General features: G+C 59.6%; 13 protein-coding genes. 10 read left to right on the top strand and 3 right to left on the bottom strand.

All coding sequences use genetic code 11. From position 1 onward, the window contains the following. The first annotated feature begins 1,111 nt into the window (after positions 1–1,111). From AKL29_RS00100 to AKL29_RS00145, 9 genes are all read left to right on the top strand, one after another. A complete protein-coding gene (locus AKL29_RS00100; RefSeq protein WP_050382157.1) occupies positions 1,112–1,417 on the top strand; it encodes a hypothetical protein in 306 nt (101 codons plus the stop codon). A gap of 1,310 nt (positions 1,418–2,727) precedes the next feature. Continuing rightward, a complete protein-coding gene (locus tag AKL29_RS00105) occupies positions 2,728–4,443 on the top strand; it encodes an MFS transporter (RefSeq protein ID WP_050382158.1) in 1,716 nt (571 codons plus the stop codon). A 1,238-nt stretch (positions 4,444–5,681) separates the two neighbouring features. After that, complete coding sequence (locus tag AKL29_RS00110) at positions 5,682–6,800, top strand: branched-chain amino acid ABC transporter substrate-binding protein (RefSeq protein ID WP_050382160.1); 1,119 nt, start codon at positions 5,682–5,684, stop codon at positions 6,798–6,800. Positions 6,801–6,862: 62 nt separating this feature from the next. Further along, entirely contained in the window at positions 6,863–7,099 is a 237-nt protein-coding gene (locus tag AKL29_RS00115) for a hypothetical protein (RefSeq protein ID WP_050382163.1), read from the top strand. A gap of 1,900 nt (positions 7,100–8,999) precedes the next feature. Next, positions 9,000–10,514: an FAD-dependent oxidoreductase gene (locus tag AKL29_RS39825; RefSeq protein WP_063779866.1), complete on the top strand. Its 1,515-nt coding sequence runs from the start codon at positions 9,000–9,002 to the stop codon at positions 10,512–10,514. Positions 10,515–10,540: 26 nt separating this feature from the next. After that, positions 10,541–11,851: an aminotransferase class III-fold pyridoxal phosphate-dependent enzyme gene (locus AKL29_RS00130; protein WP_160321688.1), complete on the top strand. Its 1,311-nt coding sequence runs from the start codon at positions 10,541–10,543 to the stop codon at positions 11,849–11,851. 29 nt (positions 11,852–11,880) lie between these two features. After that, positions 11,881–12,822 carry a sulfotransferase family protein gene (locus tag AKL29_RS00135; RefSeq protein ID WP_152977363.1) on the top strand — a complete coding sequence of 314 codons (942 nt, stop codon included), beginning with the start codon at positions 11,881–11,883 and terminating at the stop codon, positions 12,820–12,822. Then, complete coding sequence (locus tag AKL29_RS00140; RefSeq protein ID WP_082190417.1) at positions 12,819–14,066, top strand: MFS transporter; 1,248 nt, start codon at positions 12,819–12,821, stop codon at positions 14,064–14,066. The genes AKL29_RS00135 and AKL29_RS00140 overlap by 4 nt, the downstream gene beginning before the upstream one ends. Positions 14,067–14,083: 17 nt before the next feature. Continuing rightward, positions 14,084–15,445: a condensation domain-containing protein gene (locus AKL29_RS00145; protein WP_244481636.1), complete on the top strand. Its 1,362-nt coding sequence runs from the start codon at positions 14,084–14,086 to the stop codon at positions 15,443–15,445. Positions 15,446–15,686: 241 nt separating this feature from the next. Here the strand turns inward: AKL29_RS00145 and istB are convergent, their stop codons facing one another. The 3 genes from istB to AKL29_RS00160 form a co-directional block, all read right to left on the bottom strand. After that, complete coding sequence (gene istB, locus AKL29_RS00150) at positions 15,687–16,469, bottom strand: IS21-like element helper ATPase IstB (protein ID WP_244481637.1); 783 nt, start codon at positions 16,467–16,469, stop codon at positions 15,687–15,689. Beyond that, positions 16,466–17,473 (bottom strand): IS21 family transposase, encoded by a 1,008-nt coding sequence (gene istA, locus AKL29_RS00155; RefSeq protein ID WP_050382180.1) that lies wholly within the window; start codon positions 17,471–17,473, stop codon positions 16,466–16,468. Before istA ends, istB begins: the two co-directional genes overlap by 4 nt. 1,001 nt (positions 17,474–18,474) lie before the next feature. Then, complete coding sequence (locus tag AKL29_RS00160) at positions 18,475–19,122, bottom strand: FkbM family methyltransferase (protein ID WP_050382177.1); 648 nt, start codon at positions 19,120–19,122, stop codon at positions 18,475–18,477. Between the two features lie 976 nt (positions 19,123–20,098). Between AKL29_RS00160 and groES the strand changes: the two genes are divergently transcribed. Beyond that, the gene (gene groES, locus AKL29_RS00165) at positions 20,099–20,413 is read left to right on the top strand and encodes a co-chaperone GroES (protein WP_050382178.1); all 315 of its coding nucleotides are present in this window, start codon (positions 20,099–20,101) and stop codon (positions 20,411–20,413) included. Positions 20,414–20,643 lie beyond the last annotated feature (230 nt).

A 20,643-nucleotide genomic window follows, 5' to 3' on the forward strand; every position in this document is an offset into this window, starting at 1 on the left:
CTTCTTCGGTCGCATCGTCCTCTCCGATGCGCCACAGAATCACGGCTCACGGCAAAGGGAAAGCCACGAACGAATTTGCAGGGTTTGCAGGTCTCAACCTTCCAATCCCTGCAATCTCAAACGGCTCTGAATTGGAAAAACAGACTCCAACTCAATCGCTTAGAGCCTTGTTCACAGGCGACTTGCGAGGCAGAGCTGGAGGGTTGGCAGCCAAGGGGTCCCTTCCAATGACACGGGGCGTGATTTATGTCGAGGCTCATAGCGAATCGAGACCCGACTCAATGAAGTAGACGTGCTCGACATGCCTGTTCGGCTCACGCAGAGCTATACCTCCTTTCAGGGTGACCGCTCAAGGAACTGCGCTATTGCCGGAAGGTCCTGCAAATAACGTCGCGCCAGAATCGCATTTTTGACCAAGAGCAGCTCCTTGGGACGCTGCAAAAGAGGTTAGGGCATCGGCTGCGTGTTGATCGCCCGCTTGTGAGCTACACTTTTGGAGCAGTCCAGGCATCGACGACGGCGGGCACGTGGTCTGCCATGGCCTCTCTCCTGGCGTGCGTTTTTTGTGCCCCGTGCGGTAAGCGGCCCCCCACGGAGACGAGCGTGGAGCCTGCTCCCCTCGCCCTGAAGCGATAAGCCAAGCTGTGTCATAGACTCACAAGAGTTCACGTCTTCCGCGCGTTTTACGACGTCGCGTAAGACAGACAAATTCAGATAGCCACACAGCCAGCTCTTGGAGGCGCGCGTCTCTTGCTTTGCAACAGCCTGCGCGCAGTAGGGGTGCGCCTACGAGCAAGGAAAGTCCTAGACACCACACCGCTTGAACTTGGTACGCAGGATGTTGGGATGTGGGATGAGCGTCGGCAGAATGTTCTTAAGATCACCGCAAGCAGATCGTTGCGGCGGTCCACGTGTTCTATGTCGCCCCAAGTGAGACGGGTAATTCCGCGAAATGGCCCGAAAATAACTAAACGATGACCACACGAAACAGACTGTTATGACAACCGCGCCGTTCGCATTGTTGACGCGATATGACCGGTCTGGTGGAGGCGAATGGCGCGGGGAATCACCGAATCGTTCCGTCGCGAAAAGATCAATCCAGGAGACATGGATGAAGTTAGTGAAGACCTCTGTGATCGCATGCGCCCTTGCGACCTTGCTTGCGAGCCCTGTGCTCGCCCAAGGCCTCTCAGCCGACACCAAGGGTCACAACGGCGCACAGAGCGTACAGGGCGGCATAAGCGAAGATGAGGATGCGTCCCCTGAACCCCGCGCTGCGGGCGATAAAATGGGCACGAAGTCGACGAAGTCGGCCAAGGATACCAAGGGTGCAGCTGGCACCACCGGTACTACCCACAAGGGGACGGTTGGCGGCGCCGCAACCAGCGGTGCGCCGACAAGCGGCAAGCGTCAATAACGCGTAAGCCCTCTCGTCCGCAAACCTCCGGTCGCGCGCAGCGACCGGAGATTATGTGCGGCGCAGACAGGCGACCGCCATGGCCGGCGCGATCATCGTTCGCGAATCTTATGAGAGCGGTGACAAGATCCGTCCAGCGATCCGGCGGTGAAATGGCCTACGTGCTCGTCGGCGCCCTGATGAAATTGGGACCGGTCGTGCGGCGCGCCGGTCCGGGCCCCAGAACAATCGTCGATCAGATCAAGCGATGGTCGGCAAATAAGAGAAGCTCTGCAGAAGACGACAAACGTTGGATCGCGGGATGCGGCACGAACCATATGTTGCAGCCCGAGTACCCTGCTACATGCACGTGCACGATGGCCCAATCGGTACACAATGCCTGCGCCGATAACGCACCCTCTTATGCATCGCAGGGCAACGCTGTCTCCCAGACGTCGGCCCCGCCGCGGAGGGGCTTTTTTGTGCCCATTCCCTGCCCTTGGATAGATCGACGAACGCTTTCGTCGAGGCGTCGGGTCATGTCGCGTTGGGCGACAGTTTTAGCGCAATCGGCGGCCCATCCTTACACTCCACACAAACAGGCTGAAGAGGAGACACCCGCGCGTTCGAGCAGACATCATCGAACCGAAAGCGCTTGAGCTGGCTGCGGGAACAATCCACGAGTCTGCCTTGCAGCGCGTAACCACTCCCGTCCCAATGGCCGCAGCGGCGCTGCGGTTGGAAACCTTGCCCCGCATACGGGCTCAAAGGCTCGATCCAGAACCAGATACTCTCGCCGACGTTCTCCAATGATCCATTCTGACACGAAACCACTTGGCACAATAATCTTCGTCAATCACTGCTCAGCTATGAGGCATTGAGAAGTTCGAGATGGAGTTTCGGTCGTTCAGCCTATCGCGACGCAAAACCGTTTCGCGCTTGGAGATCGCGCCCATTTGTCCGCTTCGTACAAAGTTTGCTGCTGCCAGTGAGCACAATCTATCAACAAAACCATGCAAGCAGCGCGCTGGAGCGTATGAGGCAGGTTTTAAGCCATCCGATCGTTAGCATCTACTGCGCCACAATCAGAAGCGATCTTACTGCGATAGGCGATTGCAGATATCACGCCGGTGATGATGACTGTTTTTGCTTTCTGCGGCGCTGCCTTTGCTATGAGGCGTAAGGAGGCGAAAGCAGTAGATCACTGTCGATCAAGCGCGATCGAAGCATCTCATTTCACCGCCATGCCAGGATCTGAACGCGATATCGCGCCAGGAACATCCTTGTGATCCCTACCAAGATCAAATCATGGTAGATGATCATGAGTTGATATGACCGAATCACCCAAAGCCCAGACGCGTAGTGCCGACGGCATCACGGCGCCGCTGCGGCACGCGACCTTCAGGCGCATCTGGCTTGCGAGCCTCCTGTCTAATGTCGGGATCTTGATTCAAGGCGTTGGTGCAGCCTGGGCTATGACGCAGATGACGTCATCAGCTGACAAGGTCGCGTTGGTACAGACCGCCCTCTTACTGCCAGTGATGCTGATTTCGATGCCAGCCGGGGCGATCGCGGATATGTATGACCGTCGCATCGTGGCCCTGGTCTCCCTTGGATTGGCGCTCGCCGGGGCGACCGGGTTGACCGTGATCGCCTGGCTTGGCTTGGCCACACCGAACCTCTTGCTCATGCTATGCCTCGTTGTCGGCAGTGGCATGGCGCTGATGGGACCGGCCTGGCAATCGTCGGTTAGCGAACAAGTTCCGCTGGAAGCACAGCTGCCTGCGGCCATCGCGCTGAACGGCATCAGCTACAATATTGCGCGGAGCGTAGGTCCGGCCATCGGCGGAGTCGTGGTGGCAACCGCAGGTGCAGTGGCCGCATTCGCGCTCAACACGTTGCTCTATCTGCCGCTGATCGTCGCGTTGTTGCTTTGGAAACGCATCAGCGCGCCCTCACGCCTGCCGCCTGAAAGATTGAGCCGCGCGATGGTGTCTGGCATACGCTATATTAGCAATTCGCCGTCAATCAAGATTGTTCTGTCCCGCAGCCTGGTTACCGGCATCGTTGGTGGTGCAATCACCGCTCTGATGCCGCTGGTGGCGCGCGATCTCTTGCATGGCGACGCCCAGACCTACGGCATCATGCTTGGCGCTTTTGGCCTGGGTGCGGTGGTCGGCGCACTGAATATCACCGAATTGCGCAAGCGGTTGAGCGGCGAGGCCGCGATCCGCGCTTGTGCGCTGTCCATGGGCGCGGCAATGGCTGCGGTTGCGCTCAGCCGCGAACCGGTATTGACCGCGGCGGCGCTCGTCCTGGCGGGAGCCGTGTGGATGATGGTTTGGGCGATATTCAACATCGGGGTGCAGCTGTCGGCGCCACGCTGGGTGGCCGGACGCTCGCTCGCAGCCTATCAGGCGGCGAGCTCAGGCGGGATTGCCGTCGGCAGCTGGGGTTGGGGCCGCCTGACCGACGCGGCCGGGGTCGAAACTGCGCTACTGGTGTCGGCCGCCCTGATGCTCGCCTCGCCACTCATCGGCCGTTGGCTCCCCATGCCCCGCATCGGCGCACGGGGTGAGGAACCCGAACCGCTTGCCGATCCCGAGGTACGGCTCGCCTTAACCGGACGCAGCGGCCCGCTTGTCGTCGAGATCGAATACCGGGTTGCACAGGAGAATGCCAGAGCATTTCATAATGTGATGCAAGAAGTGCAATTGTCTCGCCAGCGCAACGGCGCCTACGGCTGGTCGATCGCACGGGATATTGCCGATCCGGAATTGTGGACCGAGCGCTATCATTGCCCGACCTGGCTCGACTACTTGCGTTCGCGGAACCGCTCGACCCGGTCGGAACGTACACTAGAACAGCGGGCAATTCACTTCCACATCGGCCCTGCGCCGGTACGGGTCCGTCGCATGCTGGAAAGACCGTTCGGCTCGGTACGCTCGAACGACGACACGACCGAGTACGCAGCCGGCGAAATGCGAGGGGAGCTCGCAACCTCGGCAAAGGCACTACGTAGCCAGGCTCTCCGCCCCATCAAGTGACCCAGCTCGCTGGCAGGTCGGGTCTGAAGGCAGCAATCGGCGCCGCATCACATGAAGGGGTGTCTCGCATGGACGCTCTTTGCATTGCCCTCGAGAAAATCGGTGAGAGCATCGGGCTGAGCAAGCGCCATCGGGCGACGATTTCCGTCGAGAGCGACGAAACGTTCGGGCTTTTGTAAACTCTTTCTCGAAACTCACCCTTACTGCATCTTCAGTAGCTTCGTGGTCGGACAGCCGTTATCTCCAGTACTTTGTCTGCGTCATGGAGCTGGTCTAGCAATATGTCGTGCTCGCGCGGGCCGTCGGCGGATACGCACTTTCTTGGTGATGGGCCTCAGCTTCGCCCCAGGCGTCGATCCACCATTCGACGATTGCCGCATCAAAGCTGTTTATCTTTGGACCTTCCGAGGCTCCCCCCGCTCTTTTTGCGTCGAACTTCAACAAAGCACGGCCGAATATCGCTGCAAGAATGCAGCGTCAGCTGGGACGACGCAGGAATAACGCGTCAGAATCGTATAATTTGCTTACGAAGCTCAAAGTGACGAACTGCCGCTCTGCGTCTCTTCTTAGGTGCAATCGAGGGTGACTCATGGGCAATCATGACCTTGTCTCCGGTAGCCTCCTCGCGCTGACGGTGACCAGTTTCGCGCTACTCTGCTCGAGCCTGCTCGTCTTTGCCTTCATTTGAAACCGCCCTGGTTGCCTTGGCGTTATCGAGGCGATCACGCCGTCGGTCGCGCACGACCTGAACGATCGTCTTTCCGGTCGGCTCAACCGACCGTTCGTCTCAAGTGGCAGCGCTTCAGACGCAACGAGCTCCGTACGTAGCGGACTGATCTATTTCTTTCTTAAGCGCCCGATTCAGCTAGTGTCCAGTTAAGATAACCCGGTGCTTCGAGCTAGCTGGCGGCATGGGATTAGGCGCACTGCGAAGATGAGACGGGACAAACGCGTTGTACGTTATCGTTGCTTATTCGCATGCGAGCCGACTCGTTGCCCTGCCGGAACGACATCGCCATGTACTGTTCCTGAGCGATGAGCTGTCTGCCGATAGCTCCTGAACCGTTGTCTCATCAAGTCAAGGTCAGGCTCCTGCTCCTTCGTGGCAGTGCAATCGAAGGGTTTGATGCGCGACCATGACTTTATCTCCGACTGTTTCCTGGCACTGACCGCCGCCGGGGTAGCTTTGCTCTGCTCGAGCTTAGTCGCCTCCGCGTTCACCCTGTGAGGACCACCCCATGAAATCACTCAAGCTGATCGGCTTTGCACTTGGAGCATCAATTGCGCTGTCCACCGCGGCGTTGGCTGAGGAAATCACCATCGCCGTCGTGGGACCGATAACCGGGGGCGAGTCCGCCTTCGGGCGGCAAATGAAGAACGGCGCCGAGATGGCGGTGGAGCAGATCAACGCTTCCGGCGGCGTACTCGGCAAGAAGCTCGCCCTCAACATCGAGGACGATGCCTGCGACCCCAAGCAAGCGCGGTCGGTAGCGGAAAAGGTCGCTGCCGCCAAGATCCCATTCGTTGCTGGGCACTTTTGCTCTTCGTCATCGATCCCGGCCTCGGAAGCCTATGCGGATGGCGGTGTGTTGCAGATCACGCCGGCTTCGACCAACCCGCTATTCACCGAACGCAAGCTATGGAACGTAGCGCGCGTCTGCGGCCGTGACGACCAGCAAGGTCAGGTTGCCGCCCAGTACATCACGAAGCACTTCAACGGCAAGAACATCGCGATTTTGAATGACAAGACGACTTATGGAAAAGGACTCGCCGACGAGACGAAGAAGGCACTCAACAAGGCCAGCATCATCGAGAAGATGTACGAGTCCTATAACAAGGGCGACAAGGATTTCAATGCGATTGTCTCGCGACTGAAGCGTGACAATATCGATCTCGTCTATGTCGGCGGCTATCACCAAGAGGCGGGCCTGATCTTGCGCCAAATGCGCGATCAGGGCCTGAAGACCGTACTGATGTCGGGTGATGCGTTGGCTGACAAGGAATACGCGTCGATCACCGGCGCAGCTGGAGCAGGTACGCTCTTCACCTTCGGGCCCGACCCACGCAAGAAGCCAACGGCGGCGGCAATCGTCGATAAATTCAGAGCCAAGAATATCGACCCCGAAGGCTACACGCTCTATACCTACGCCGCGGTGCAGGTCTGGACGCAAGCCGCAACCAAAGTCGGCACCATCGACCCGAGGAAGGTGATGGACACGGTCAAAGCGGGCTCCTGGGACACTGTGATCGGCACGCTGGAATACGACGCCAAGGGTGACATCAAGCAGCTTGACTACGTCGTTTATAGATGGGACGACAAAGGCGGCTATAGCGAGACTAATCCGACCGCGTTCTGACTTATCAAATCTTAGTGCGAGATATCAAAGGTAGCGTCCCCAGGGAGGCAGGACGGGGATCAATGTCGATCGATCGATTGCTCCAAGGCAGCAAGCTACGACCGGAACAAATTGAATGTCTGAACTCAGCCTATGCAGGGACCCTGCGCTCGCTCTGCTTGGTTGATCGAGATGACCCTATCGCCGAAATCGTCGCCAAGAAGGTCATCGAGGTTGGCGCAAGCGGGGTTGGCGATCCCGCAGAGATATCAAAGCTCGTGATCGAGCAGCTTGGTGTTCGCAGACTGCCGTCGGTCTAAAGCGAGCACCGCGCACATGCGCAGTTAGATCCTATTCCGATCGATGCTCAACCGACCGCATGTTCAACGCCTCACGGCTGGACTCAACTGAGCTGATAGTTTGGCGCAACGCAGATCGTTAGCGGCGGGCACAAATGGGCTGTCCTTTCGCCGGGCTGCCGTCACCGATTTCGGCTTATGGAGAGTTTCGACTATCGGCCGTGCGACGTTTACTTGCTCCCATCGTTCCACGAAGAAGCTCGACTGGCAATTACGCGGCCCCGCCCCATGAAAAGCAAGGGCGGGGCCGCCCCCCCCCCGGGGGAGACGCCGCGCTGCGATCACAACGGAATGTCTAACTGCCGTCTCCTGTCATTTATCTCACCCGCCAAGTCAATCACCTGCATTGTGGCTTTCGGTCCTCGGTATTTTCCGCGACATGCCGCAAGACGAGCTGAGAAAGCTGCACAACCAGATGTTTGAGACGTGCTATTTCCTGCCTGCACCGCGCCAACTCGCGTTCTTCTTCTGTGCCGGTCGATACTTCATAGCGGTTCCCAGCCGCATGACTCATGTTGGACCTCAATTCGAGCAGGTAATCACGAACGACGGCTCAAGCACATTCCTTGCCCAGATTGTACTGGCAGGCCCGTATTTTTACGCCAGTAAACACTGTACGCAGCGAGCGAACGATCTCGCTACCTCGGCTCAGCGTGCCATTGCGGCTACAGATCTGATCGTTTCGTACAGAATCAGAAATATTTGAGACTGGTTACAGTGCGCGACGTGCCTGGCACCGGTCATAGGGTCACAAAGCTTGGTCGCCGCAGTGGTCGCTGCGGAGAATAGAATAATCGCGCTGGCTAGATCTCCTCAAGCGCCACGTGGTACAGCCCGTGCACATGAGCAGAAACGACATGCACCCTTGCTCTTGCGGATCAATTAGCTGCCTGTGAGCGATCGGGAGCTGGATTTTCATGGCGCGCGCCGCAGCTCAACGACCTTGAATCGTACCTAGCGTCACGTTGTAGCATCTCAAAGCAGGACGCGAGGGGCCCCGGGCAAGCCAGTCTGGCCGCTCCGCCAGAGGCGAGACAACGACACCTATGCGGTCGACGTTCCTTCAGGAGGATAATCAAAATCACGCCCATTAGATGAGTGGCGCCGACGACGGATGATCCCGGGCTGTCCGTGCAATCGGTGAATATCGCGCGCCTTGGTAGTAAAAGAAACAACGCGAGACTTTTCCGACATCGATCTTTTCTTGATTAGAATTTGCGGTGAATGCTTTGCCGCAAATGGCCGTCGGCAGCCCTCCCTCTGTCGACGGCAGCTGGCGCGACGCTTAGCAGCCTCGTTCGCCGAGACTGACTTCCGCCCGGCCCTCGAAATGAGGCCGGGCTTTTTTTGCCGATATGATGTGCGGCTTTGGTGTTCCAGCTAACCGGCATCTGATGATTGCGAAGGATTCCCGAAGACAAGCAGTCCTGGCGGACTCAAAAAGGCGACCCGCATGGCCTTTGCGACACTAACCCAAGGAGCTCGCGAGCGCCCGTTCATCGTGCAAACACGTTTGCTCACCCACACGAGGTTCACAGGTTTGGTGGATTGGACAGCCGCCCGCCCCCAAAGTTCTACTCGATGGTCTCGGTGCTACTAGAATAGCTGTCATATTCATGCGGTTGTGGCTTGGATGGCCTTGAATCGTACGCAGCGTCACATTGTACAATCACGCGGTAGTTCGTAGTGATACTTGGCAGATGATCGTTGGCAACCGAGTGAAGTCACACCGGGTAGTCTGCGGCAATCGCATAACCGCCGCGCTTTCATCGTTGGCTATGGCGATTATCTCAGGCAGCCGGTCACTGATGAATAGGACCTTGACTGTGCATAGTCGATATCGGTTGCCGGAGGTGGGATAATGACGGCCGATATCGTTGATGTATGCGTAATCGGGAGTGGTGCCAGCGGCTCGACTGTTGCCTACGAGATCGCCCAACACGGTTTGCGAGTGCTCCTTCTCGAGGAAGGTCGGGCGCTTCCTTACGACGCCTCGCTGGCGAGCGTCCAAGTTGGTATGGATACCGCCCTAGTGCGGTCTGCAGCAGGTACGTTGACGTCGTTTGGACGTCCCTGGACGGTGTGCGCGCTCGGCGGCGGAATGACTTTGTATGCCGGAATAGCTTTCCGCTATCGCACCATCGACTTTGACGCACGAGCGCATGTGGCCGGAGACGCGCTTGATCCTACCTGGCCGGTCAACTACGCAGAACTACGCCCGTTTTACGAGGAGCTAGAACGGCGCATGGGAGTGGCCCGCCTAGCCGGGGCGGATCCATTCGAACCGCCGAGCGATCCTCCCGTTCTGCCCCCGCATGACTACAGCGCGAAGGGGCGGTTGATCGCCGATGCTGGCGGACGCCTTGGCCAGCTGCCTTTTCCCACCCCATTGGCAATCAACTCCCTACCCTATCGCGGCCGGCCAGCCTGTCATTGCGAGGGAGCTTGCAACGAACATCTGTGTCCTACCGGCGCGAGGGCCGACGCGCGCTCGCCGTTCACAGATGTCTCCCTGCCAGCCGGCGCGCTGACGGTTGCACTCGGCAGCAAGGCGGTGCGCATCGATCTGGCCAACGTCAGCCGCGCCGGTTCGGTGGAATGGCTGGACACTCTCAACCGACAACGCGCTCGGGTCCGCGCCCGCTGCGTGGTCCTCGCCGGCAACGCGGTGCAGTCTGCCGCCCTGCTGCTAAGATCGGCTCAGCGGGCGGCGCCCAACGGCATTGGCAACGCCTCCGGCATGGTCGGCAGTGGCATCTCGTTTAAAATCAGCGGCTATGTCTCCGGTAGCACCGCAGTAGATCCGCTGCCCCCGCGCCCGGCCGGTGGCCCGTTCTCCACCGTTGCGATCTCCGATCACTACCTGGACGAGGAGGCTCCTTCAGGGCTCGGCGGAATGATCTACGAAGCAAGTCGGATTGAGCGCACCGACCACGATGGAAAGATGACACTGCGACTGCATTTCCTGGCGGCCGACCAACCCATGCGCAACAATGCGGTCCGACTGGCCAACAATCTGGATCGGCTGGGTTTGCCGAAGATCATTCTTGATTACTGGACCCATCCCCTGGACAAGCGCCGATTAGGCTATTTGTGCCGACGCGCGTCGAACTTGCTGGCGGAGGCCGGTGTGAAACAAGTCGATTATCAGGATTCTAATTATCAGTTCGGCAGCGGACACCTGCATGGCGGCTGCCGTGCCGGCGTCGACCCGACCCAATCCGTGGTCGACCGCTGGGGCCGGGTGCATGACATCGACAATCTCTATGTCGCGGATGGCGGTTTCTTTCCCTATTCGGGAGGCGTCAATCCGACTTTCACCATTCAGGCGAACGCGCTGCGGATCGCTCGAGGAATAGTCACGCAGCTCACCTAAGGATGATTCTCGAACGGAGACGGCTCTTGTCCATCGTCACCCCGACTGCCACTGCGGCCACGACCGACGCGCACAGATCAGCACTACGCCGCGCGTTGCGCGTCACCGCATCGGAGAAATGGGATCTCAACAGGCGTTTCCCGGTCGTAATGGCGCGCGCTTCGGGTGCGCATGCATGGGACATCAATGGAAGGCAATACATCGACTTCACTTCCTGTAGTGGTGCCGCGCCGCTCGGAGCCGGATACGAGCCGGTCGTGGCACATGCAGCCACCGAGATGCGCCGTACCGGCGGCATATTGCCCGGACCGCTGTCCGTGCACCGGGTCGAGCTGGCCGAACGGTTGGCGGAGATCTTCCCCGTTGCGGAGCGCTCGATGTTCTTCCGCACCGGATCGTGTGCGACCACCGCCGCCGTCCGCCTTGCCCGCGCATTCACAGGGCTGAACCACGTGCTTACCAGCGGATATCATGGTTGGCACGACTGGCAGTTGCAGGATAGACCGGAGATGGGGCTACCCAATCGGGACCGGGACAGCGTGGATTTCCGCTACAACCTGGACTTGCTCGACGAGCTGGCAAGTGTCCAGCGTGTCGCCGCGGTGATCATCACCCCCGAGGTCAACTTCTTCCCGCCCGAATACCATCGGGAACTACAGAGGTTGGTGCATCGGCACGGCGCCTTGCTCATCCTTGACGAGGTGATGACCGGATTCCGCTACGGCATTGGCGGCTACCACATGGCGGTCGGCCTCACGCCCGATCTGATCACGCTAAGCAAGGGACTGGCCAATGGAATGGCTTTGTCCGCAGTCGCGGGTCGCGCTGACGTGCTCGCGGCCGCCGAGAAGACATACATGGGCAACACCTACCAGCGAGAGGTTACGCCGTTCGCGGCCGCACTTAGCACCCTGCACGCGCTGCGCGACGGGACCTTGCTGGCTCGGATGCGTGAGGTTGGCGTGCAACTGATCAACGGGCTCAACGAGGTCTTCGCCAGACAGCAGGTCGCTGCATGGGCATTCGCCTGGCCGACTATGTTCGACGTCGTATTTGCCAACGCCGAACTTGGCCACGTCTTCTTCCAGGAGATGTGGGCGCGGGGTTTTCTCATGCAGTACGGCGGCCGCTTCATGCCATCGGCGGCGATATCCGACGCCGATGTGCAGGCGGCCATCGAAGCTGCTGGAGAGGCCCTGCCGGCGGCGCTGTCCCGCATGGAGAGCACCGGTGGCGACCCGGATCCAGTCGCAGCCGCTGTACGGTTCGCCAGGGATCATTTCGTGGCCACTCCGGGGGCCGTTCGGCGCTGGTTCACTGCACCCGTCTGCGGATGAGCACGCATTTTCCAACAGAGAACAGGGCCATGCCGCTGCCTAATCCATTTTCCACATCTCCGGTGCTGCTCGGCGGCGAGAACCGCTCGGGCACAACATTGCTAAGCATCGTGCTGGATTCGCATCTGGATCTGGTAGCCGGGCCAGAGATCGACTTCCTCGAACCGCCCGATCTCGGTCCGCACATCCTGCGCGCGATCGACCTGCTGGCGGCCGGCGATTCCCGGGTCGCGGGCATGACCAAAACCACGGTCGATCCGTTCTGGTATGACGGGGCGCATTTTGTGGTCCAGTGCCGCCGGTTCGGCCTCGACTTTGATGATATACGTGGGTTGGTCAGCAAGGTGATGGTCGAGATGGGCGAGGACATTGTTTCGTTCGCCGCCCGATGCCGCCTTATCAACGAGATCGGCGAGTTGCGCCGAGCACGTAGCGGGGCCCAGCGCTGGGGCTTGAAACTGCAGCGCAAGATCACCCGGACCGACGACTTCGCCCGGCTGTGGCCGCGCGCACATTTCGTGCATATCGTGCGAGACGGCCGCGACGTTGCGGCCTCCCATTTGAACACCGTTCCCGATTGGGGGTACCGAACTGTTGCCGCCGCGGCGCGCGGTTGGCTTGAAGTGGTATCCCGGCCGCATCGAATAGCGCCGCCTGGCCGTTATCTCGAGGTGCGTTACGAGGATCTTGTAAGCAGTCCCCGTCCCACTCTGGCCCGAATCCTGGACCACCTCGGCTTGCCTTGGGACGAGGCCGTGCTGCGTCACGCTGAATACGAGCACGTATTGTTCGAACAACCGCACGGCCATCCGGCGGCCGAGGCTGCGGGGAAGCCGCTGCACCGAGGCAGCATCGGTCGATACGTCCGAGATCTGACGCGAGCCCAGGTCGAGGAATTCGAGCAGATCGCCGAAAGTGAACTGAGCCGACTGGGGTATCTGTCGGTTCCCAGCCTGCCTGGCAACGCGTGAGCCGCCCGCGCTGTTCCGCCGCGCCTGGTGGACTACCGCGAAGCTATCTTGCGCTTCTCGTCGGCCAGACCATTTCGCTGCTGGGCTCCAATGTAACCTTGCTAGCGCTGCCGCTAACCGCAATCACGTTGCTGGATGCGGGTCCAGCGCAAACGGGGCTGCTGCTGGCCTGCGGTCGGGCGCCGTACCTCGTGGTCAGTCTGTTCGCCGGGGTCATCGTGGACCGCCTCCCGCATCGGCGGATCCTTTTGACCGCCAATCTGGTGATGGCGACAACGCTGGCCACAATTCCCTTGTCCGCCAGCCTTGGACACCTTGGACTGGTTCAGTTGTACACGACAAGCATGCTGGTTGGGGTCGCCGCAGTGATCGCTGACGTGGCTTATCTGGCGTGCATACCCACCGTCCTAGACCGATCACAGCTGGTTCGGGCGCAGAGTTCATTGGAGCTCAGCCAAGCGGGCGCGATGGCGGTAGGTCCGTTCCTGGCCGGTTGGCTCATCAACGAATTCTCAGCCCCGACCGCTATACTGGCGGATTCGGTTTCGTTTCTGCTCGCCGGCGCGTTGCTGTCTCTGGTGCCCATGCGTAACGCTGGGTGCTCAGGGGCCGAGTCGAGCGCGGTGCTCGGCCAAGTGGCCGAGGGGCTGGCGAGCGTGTTCGGCAATCCGATTCTGAGGGCAGTCACGTTGGCCAGCGGCACATTCATCTTTTGGCACAACGCGTATTCTGCGGCGTTTCTGCTGCATCTGACCAAGGATCTCGGATTTGACAGCCCGGTCGTCGGCATGGTGCTCGGCATCGGCGCGCTTGGCGGTGTGGTCGGCGCGGCTAGTTCACCGCGGGCGGGTCGGGCAATCGGCCTCGGCCCAACCTTGATGATCGGTTTGGCGGTGAGCGCGGGCGGAATGTGCTTGACGGCCCTGCTGACCCAACCCTGGTGGGCCGCAGTGGCATGCGTGACGCTCTCCCAGTTCATGCTGTGGATCGGCCAAGGGATCTACAACGTGCAGCAGGTTCCGATTCGATATGCGTTGGTCCCGCGGCACTTGCAAGGCCGCGTCAATGCGAGCATCCGCAGCGTGGTGTGGGGACTGGCCTCATTGGGTGCGCTGGTCGGCGGCGCGGCCGCTGCTGCAACGAGCCTGCGTACCACGTTGCTCGCGAGCAGCGTGCTTGGCACGGCCTCGATAGTGTGGATTTGGCGGTCGCCGCTGCACCAGGCGCGCAGCTTGCGTCTGTGACCGCGACGGACCCGATCATGGACATCAAAGAATTTGTCGATCTTGATCGGCGGCCGGGCCGGCTCATGGTGTGGCGAGTCAACGTCCCCGAACCCATCAGCTGGCGGGCCGACCCGCGCCGCCCGTCCTACGTTCAAGAGGAACATCTTCGCTCTGCAGACGATGGACGACGGGGCTGGCTCGGCGCAGCATTCGAGTTGCCAGGCGAGTTCAACGCCGCTGCGCTGACCAAAGCGATCCTCGGCTGGGTCGACCGGCACGAGGTATTACGCAGCCGCTTGGCCAAGGATGGATCGGCAATTCATCGCGCCACGATTCATCCAGGCGCGGTAACGCTTGAGAAAACCGTGGCGGGTGCCTGCACCGATGGCGGCGAAATTGCTCAGCTCCTGGAAAAGCTGTTTGACGTGGAAACCAACCCGCTGCGATGGCCGGCGTATGTCTTCGTGACGATCAGCCGGCCGACATCCACGAGCCTCCTGCTCGCCTCCGACCACTCTGTCAGCGATGCCTACTCGATGGCCCTGGTACCATATGAGCTCCGCGAGCTGTACACAGCCGCGATCCATCGAGTGGAACCCCAACTGGCAGCGGTGCACAGCTATCTGGATCACGCGGAGGCCGAACGAGAGCGACTGACCGACCTGACCGATGACCATCCCGCTATCGGCCACTGGCGCGAGCTGATCGCGGCGAACGGCGGTCAATTGCCGGACTTTCCGCTACCGTTCGATGCGCCGAAAGGATCCTTGCAGCGCAGCGGACAAATGTGGCTGCTCGATGCGGCTGGGGCATCCGAATTCGATCACGGCTGCAGGTCCCAGGGCGGAAATGCGGTGACGGGAATTTTCGCCTGTCTGGCGCTCGCAGGAAAGAAACTGGCGGACCAACGGCAATTCCACGCCGTTGCGCCCTTTCACACCAGGTACGATCTGCGATCGATGCGTTCGGTTGGCTGGTATGTCGGGATGAGTCCGGTGAGCTTCCGGGTAGCCGATACGTTGCCGGAAATCCTGCACGCCGCCCGGCTCGAACTCAAACGCGCCAAGAAAACAGCTCAGGTGCCATTTTCAAAGGCCATGGAGCTGCTCGGCACCACACTGCGCGACCGCTTCATGGTATCCTATATGGACAATCGGACGGTGCCCGGGTCGGACTGCTGGCCGCACTGGCGGACGAGATTTCTGATTAGCCGTAGCTCCGATGCTAGCGAGACATACCTATGGGTCAGTCGCTGGCAGGACGGAATTTGTGTGAACTTCCGCCACCCTGGTACAGCTACCGCGCGAAGCGCGATGGACGATTATCTTGCTGAAGTCGTCGCCCAGGCCCATCTGATCAGCGGCGCTCGTTCACTGCCGCAGCTCTCAATTGACTGACAAGGGTGGTCGAGAGTTAGCTTTAGCGTTTTTTGACCAAAGAACGCTCGCATTATGATCACGATCATCCGTGCTTTGGGTGATCAGAAGCGAGCCAAACTCTAGGAGACCCTGTCAACGCCGACATAAATCTGACCCACCTTTGCGGAAGTCGCCGAAGTAAATCTGACCCACCTCGGCGCTGGATTGCGCTGGCTGGTCGCGGAGGGCGGAGCCCGTAGCGGCCGGCCAGCGCAACGTTCTATTTTTCTTCGACAATCCTCCTGGCTGCCTGACCGGCCTTGCGTTTGTCGCGCAGACGATAGCTTTCGCCGCTGACCTGGACGATGTGGGCATGATGCAGCAGGCGATCGAGCATGGCGGCAGTCAACGTCTGGTCGTCGGCGAAGGCGCCGGCCCACTGCGTGAACGGCAGATTGCTGGTAAGCACGATCGAGCCGCGTTCGTAACGTTTGGCGACCACGTTGAAGAACAGATTGGCTTCCTCACGCCCGAACGGCAGGTACCCGATCTCGTCGATAACGATCAGCTTCGGCGCCATCACCGCGCGATTGAAGTATTCCTTCAGGCGGCCCTGGGCTCGCGCAGCGGCCAACTGCAGCATCAGATCGGCCGCGGTGATGAAGCGGACCTTGTGGCCGGCCATGACCGCCCGGTAGGCCAATGCGAGGGCATATGGGTTTTTCCCACGCCGCTCGGCCCCAGCAGCACGACGTTCTCGGCACGCTCCACGAACGCCAGATGTGACAGTTCGAGGATTCTGCGCCTTGGGCGCACCGCTGCCGGCGTTCCAGTCGAACTGCTCCAGCGTCTTGACCGCCGACATCGTCGCCAGCTTCAGCAACGTCGCGCGCTTGCGCTGTTCGCGCGCCGCCAGCTCGCGGCCCAGCAGCCTCTCCAGGAAGTCGGCGAAGCTGACCTCCTCCCGGGCGGCCTGTTGAGCCAGGCCAGGCCATTCCGTTGCCAGGCAAGCCATCTTCAGCTGTTCGCACAGGCTGGCGATCCGTTCTTGCTGCAGGATCATGCCAGCGCCTCCAAAAGCGCGTCATATACCGCCAGTGGATGCTGCAAGCTCTCCACCGGGATCGGTTGCTGCAGCGGCGTCCTCGCAGCCGCCTTCAGCACCGGCGCCGGCAGCATCACCGCACGCTCCTCGGCCAGGCGGCGTAACGGGACCGCCTTGGTCGTGGCATGCACGCGCGCGTTGGCGACCTCGTCGAGCCAGCGTCGCACATGAGCGTTGGCCACCTCGGCCGTCAGCTTCAGACCGGTGGCGTGCAGGCGGGCCGCCAGCGGCACCAGGAAGCTGCCCTTGAGATAGCCATTGAACCGCTCGACCTTGCCCTTCGTCTTGGCACGGTATGGACGGCACAGTCGGGACGTGAAGCCACATTCCTTCGCCAGCTCGAGCAGCCGATCGTTCCAGCGATGCAACCCAGCTCCGTAGGCATCGCGCTCGATGACGATGGTTTTGGCGTTGTCGAACAGCACGTGCTCCGGCACCCCGCCGAAGTAGTCCAGCGCTTCGCGCAGCCCCTCGCAGAGGGCCGTCACGTCCTCCCTCTGACCAAACTTGACGAACGTGGCGCGGCTGTAGCCCAGCGTTGCCACCAGTGCCACCAGAGGATCTCGACCACGCCGCACCCACGTGAAGTCCGCCTGCATCTGCTTGCCTGGCAGCGTCTCAAAGCGCACCACCGCTTCCGGCTCGCCCTTCTTGAGCGGCATCAGCCACGCCTTCAGTTGGCTTATCTTGCCTGTGTATCCGAGCTCGCGGATCTCGCGCAGCAACACCGTCGCTGGGATCCAGCGCGGTCGCGCCTGATCAACTCGCTCAAGCAGATAATCCTTGTATCCCTCCAGCTTGGTCGACGGTGGCCCTCGCGGGCCGTATCGCCCCGCCTTTTGATCCCTAAGGTACCGTCTCACCGTGTTCCGCGAACAGCCCAATTGCCGCGCTATCTCTCGCACCCCTGACCCTCGACGGGCCAAAACTCGTATCTCCACTGCTTGCTCCTGGCTCAACATCAACGGCTCGCGCAAAACCGTCATTATTTCCCAGGTGGGTCATTTTTACTTCGGCGCGGTGGGTCACTTTTGCTTCGGCGCTAACAAGACCCGATCGAACCGGATATGCCGAGAGCGCCCCCTGCGGGGAGGCATGCCATGTCCGCTCCATCTTTTGGTTCGAGCAGCTTTCTCGCGGGTGGCAAGCCGGCCCAATTCTAGTTCGAGACAGTAACAGAAACAGTGCCGACCAGCATGTCGAGTTTACAACAACTCAAACATTGCGATCAATTGCGAGCTAGCATTCGCATCGAACTAGCGATGGCACAGTCGTTGCAGGTCTTCGTTCAATGGTTAGATTTTGCCTCCGCACGGCAGGCCGAATGATTCTTCTGGATCATGAACTGATGCAGCTATATTCGCACGTGATTGCGCAGAGGCTCATCGACGATGCTTTGTACCAGCGACGTATCGCAGAATACAAAGCTGCAGCCGGAAAGGGACGCCGAAGCCAGCTATGCCCCGCCTCACTGGCGATTGACCTGGGCTGAACACGAATGCTTCAGCATGCTTTCTCATCGACACAACAGCAGCAACGCTAAGCGCGCAATCGAAGTGGCACATCTTAAGGATCTACGAGAACTGATGCAGTTGCTTTGGCATTTGTTCGAAGCGGTGGACCGGCTTCCTAGAGGGCCAGAACATACAGCAGCAGTTCAGACGATTAAACGCTTTGAGCGGCGGCTATCAGGGCTGGTTCAGGCATCTGAGAAAGCTCGAGCTGCCGGCCTCGGAGCCGTTGGCCGTGCCAGCTCGCCGAGTAAATGATTGTCAGACAATCGCAAAAATTATCGAGGGATTCTACGTATGTGTACCAGCTAAGGCCCGCATGGCGATTGGAGACGTGAAAGGACGCCTGTCCGGACCGCTGTATCCGTTCGCTGGGGGATCGGCCGTCACGCTGCAGGAAACCCCGGGGCAAGTCTTTCATGGGTGAATGAGGGCCGGATATGTTGGATGCGCTAGAAGCGCGTATTCTTGAGCAATACATCACCTTCCACTGCGCGGGGATAATGGGCCGCCACTTCGAATGACGGCAATAGATCAAGAATGGCTTGCAGCGACAGTTGTCCTTCGTATAGTTCCCTGTCGCTATATTCCGTGTAGACGAAGCGCGTGTTGCTCAAGGTCTGCATGCCGCCCGCGATGACGTCGGCCTCCGCGCCTTGGACATCCATCCAGATGAAATCGATCGTGTTCAGCTTGGCGTCACTGCACCAATCGTCCAGCCGTCGGGTTTCAACCGAGAAAGGCCGATCGAACCGAACCCAATCATACTCGGTAAGATGGTTTTTCGGGCGGCGTATCGAGCCGGAGAGGTCCCACTCTTTTGCATCTCCGTCAGCATTGCTTGGATGGAAGTCGATCACCCCGTTTCGATCGCTGATCGCGATTTCAAGCAGCTTCACCTTATCGACAGATGGGCCCAACTTCTTCTTAAAGCGCGCGATTGCCCGAGGGTCCGGTTCGAAGCAGTAAAGCTGAGCTTGTGGGCACAGGTTAAGAAAATGTTGCGTATCGGTTCCGTCATTGCAGCCGATATCCAAGATGACCGGATTCGGCTTCTGAAGAAGCGAGATGATGTGCTGATGTACTTCTACAGACGACACGGGTTGTTTTCCATTGGCGCGGAGATCGGTTGAATTCGTCCTCAAATCCGCAATCACACGCCAGACGCTTCGGCACAACGTATATCAACGTATATAATCCATATGCGGTTCAGTCCCGTTGATCCATCAGCGCTATTGGAATGACGCCGACACCAAACAAGCCCGCAGCAAATACGAGCTGCAGCGGTTGCCTACAACATCAGGTCTGTCGCGGGAGCGGTCTCAAAGGGCAACGCTTTTGCTAAGCGGAAAACGTACGTTGAAAGCGGATGGTGAAGCTGAATCGTTGCTTCCGATACATTGTTTGCGCGGTCGAAAAGGGTGGGCTGGCTCGGATGCCCCTGTCCACTGCTCACGTTGAAGGAATCTCGAGCAGATTGATCTCTCCAGCGCAAGAATAATTAACCACACAGTCCCGGATAGCGGAACACCTCAGTGCGGCTATCGATGGTGCTCAGCTGGGGCTAAGTAGTACTACAGCTCTGGATGGGCCATCTCGTTAGTGAGTGAATTTTGAGGCGGTTGCCAGATTGGCGGTGACATTCAGGCGGACCTAAGGATAACGATCCTGATTAGGCCCTTCTTTATAATTGCTCCCTCAGCCGAATTTGTACGAGCGGCTTTGATCGCAGCGGCGACAACGAAGCGCCCTGAGGCTGCAGACGAAGAGACCGTCGGCACTCGGTTGCCATCCCATCCGTAGGTCTGCCTCCGTTCCTGTGATCCGCCTTTTAGCCAATGCGCGTGACGGTAAACTCGGATGTTCTGACAAGACGAAATGTCAGGTTCGCAACAGCTTGGCGAGCTGTGTACATGATGGCGTTTGCTTGCGGACGAACGCGCGCGCAGGCCAAGCGCCGGATTCAGCAGAACTACAAGCGCGGATCGCTCCACTTATCTTTGGCCTGGCTCTTGCAATAATGGAGCTGTTCACAATGTGCCCATCGTCAACTCGTTCAAATGCTAGGAGGCCTGCATGAATTTCCGTCCGCTTCACGACCGCGTCGTGGTCAAGCGCATCGACGCTGAAGAGAAGACAGCTGGCGGCATCATCATTCCGGACAGTGCCAAGGAAAAGCCCTCGCAGGGCGAAGTCATCGCCGTTGGCCCGGGCGGCCGTGACGAGACCGGCAAGCTGATTCCGATCGACGTCGAGGTCGGCGATCGCGTGCTGTTCGGCAAGTGGTCGGGCACCGAGGTCAAGGTCGATGGTCAGGAGCTGTTGATCATGAAGGAGAGCGACATCATGGGCGTTCTCACCGATGTGTTTTCCAAGAAGAAAGCCGCCTAGTCCAGGGCTCCCACCACTCGCCCCTGACGAGCGCCTTTGCCGGGCGCGCCGAAGGATGAGGAACTAAACTGAGGAAATTCGATTATGTCAGCCAAGGAAGTCAAGTTCGGCGTAGAAGCGCGAGACCGCATGTTGCGCGGTGTCGATATCCTCGCCAATGCCGTGCAGGTCACCCTCGGTCCGAAGGGCCGCAACGTGGTGCTCGAGAAGTCGTTCGGCGCTCCCCGCAT

The organism is Bradyrhizobium pachyrhizi (genome assembly GCF_001189245.1).
GTDB lineage: Bacteria > Pseudomonadota > Alphaproteobacteria > Rhizobiales > Xanthobacteraceae > Bradyrhizobium > Bradyrhizobium pachyrhizi.

Excerpts from the sequence above, each read along its gene's own strand:
- AKL29_RS00100 (WP_050382157.1), top strand. The coding sequence starts at position 1,112 with ATGAAGTTAGTGAAGACCTCTGTGATCGCATGCGCCCTTGCGACCTTG.
- AKL29_RS00105 (WP_050382158.1), top strand. The coding sequence starts at position 2,728 with ATGACCGAATCACCCAAAGCCCAGACGCGTAGTGCCGACGGCATCACG.
- AKL29_RS00110 (WP_050382160.1), top strand. The coding sequence starts at position 5,682 with ATGAAATCACTCAAGCTGATCGGCTTTGCACTTGGAGCATCAATTGCG.
- AKL29_RS00115 (WP_050382163.1), top strand. The coding sequence starts at position 6,863 with ATGTCGATCGATCGATTGCTCCAAGGCAGCAAGCTACGACCGGAACAA.
- AKL29_RS39825 (WP_063779866.1), top strand. The coding sequence starts at position 9,000 with ATGACGGCCGATATCGTTGATGTATGCGTAATCGGGAGTGGTGCCAGC.
- AKL29_RS00135 (WP_152977363.1), top strand. The coding sequence starts at position 11,881 with ATGCCGCTGCCTAATCCATTTTCCACATCTCCGGTGCTGCTCGGCGGC.
- AKL29_RS00145 (WP_244481636.1), top strand. The coding sequence starts at position 14,084 with ATGGACATCAAAGAATTTGTCGATCTTGATCGGCGGCCGGGCCGGCTC.
- istB (WP_244481637.1), bottom strand. The coding sequence starts at position 16,469 with ATGATCCTGCAGCAAGAACGGATCGCCAGCCTGTGCGAACAGCTGAAG.
- istA (WP_050382180.1), bottom strand. The coding sequence starts at position 17,473 with ATGTTGAGCCAGGAGCAAGCAGTGGAGATACGAGTTTTGGCCCGTCGA.
- groES (WP_050382178.1), top strand. The coding sequence starts at position 20,099 with ATGAATTTCCGTCCGCTTCACGACCGCGTCGTGGTCAAGCGCATCGAC.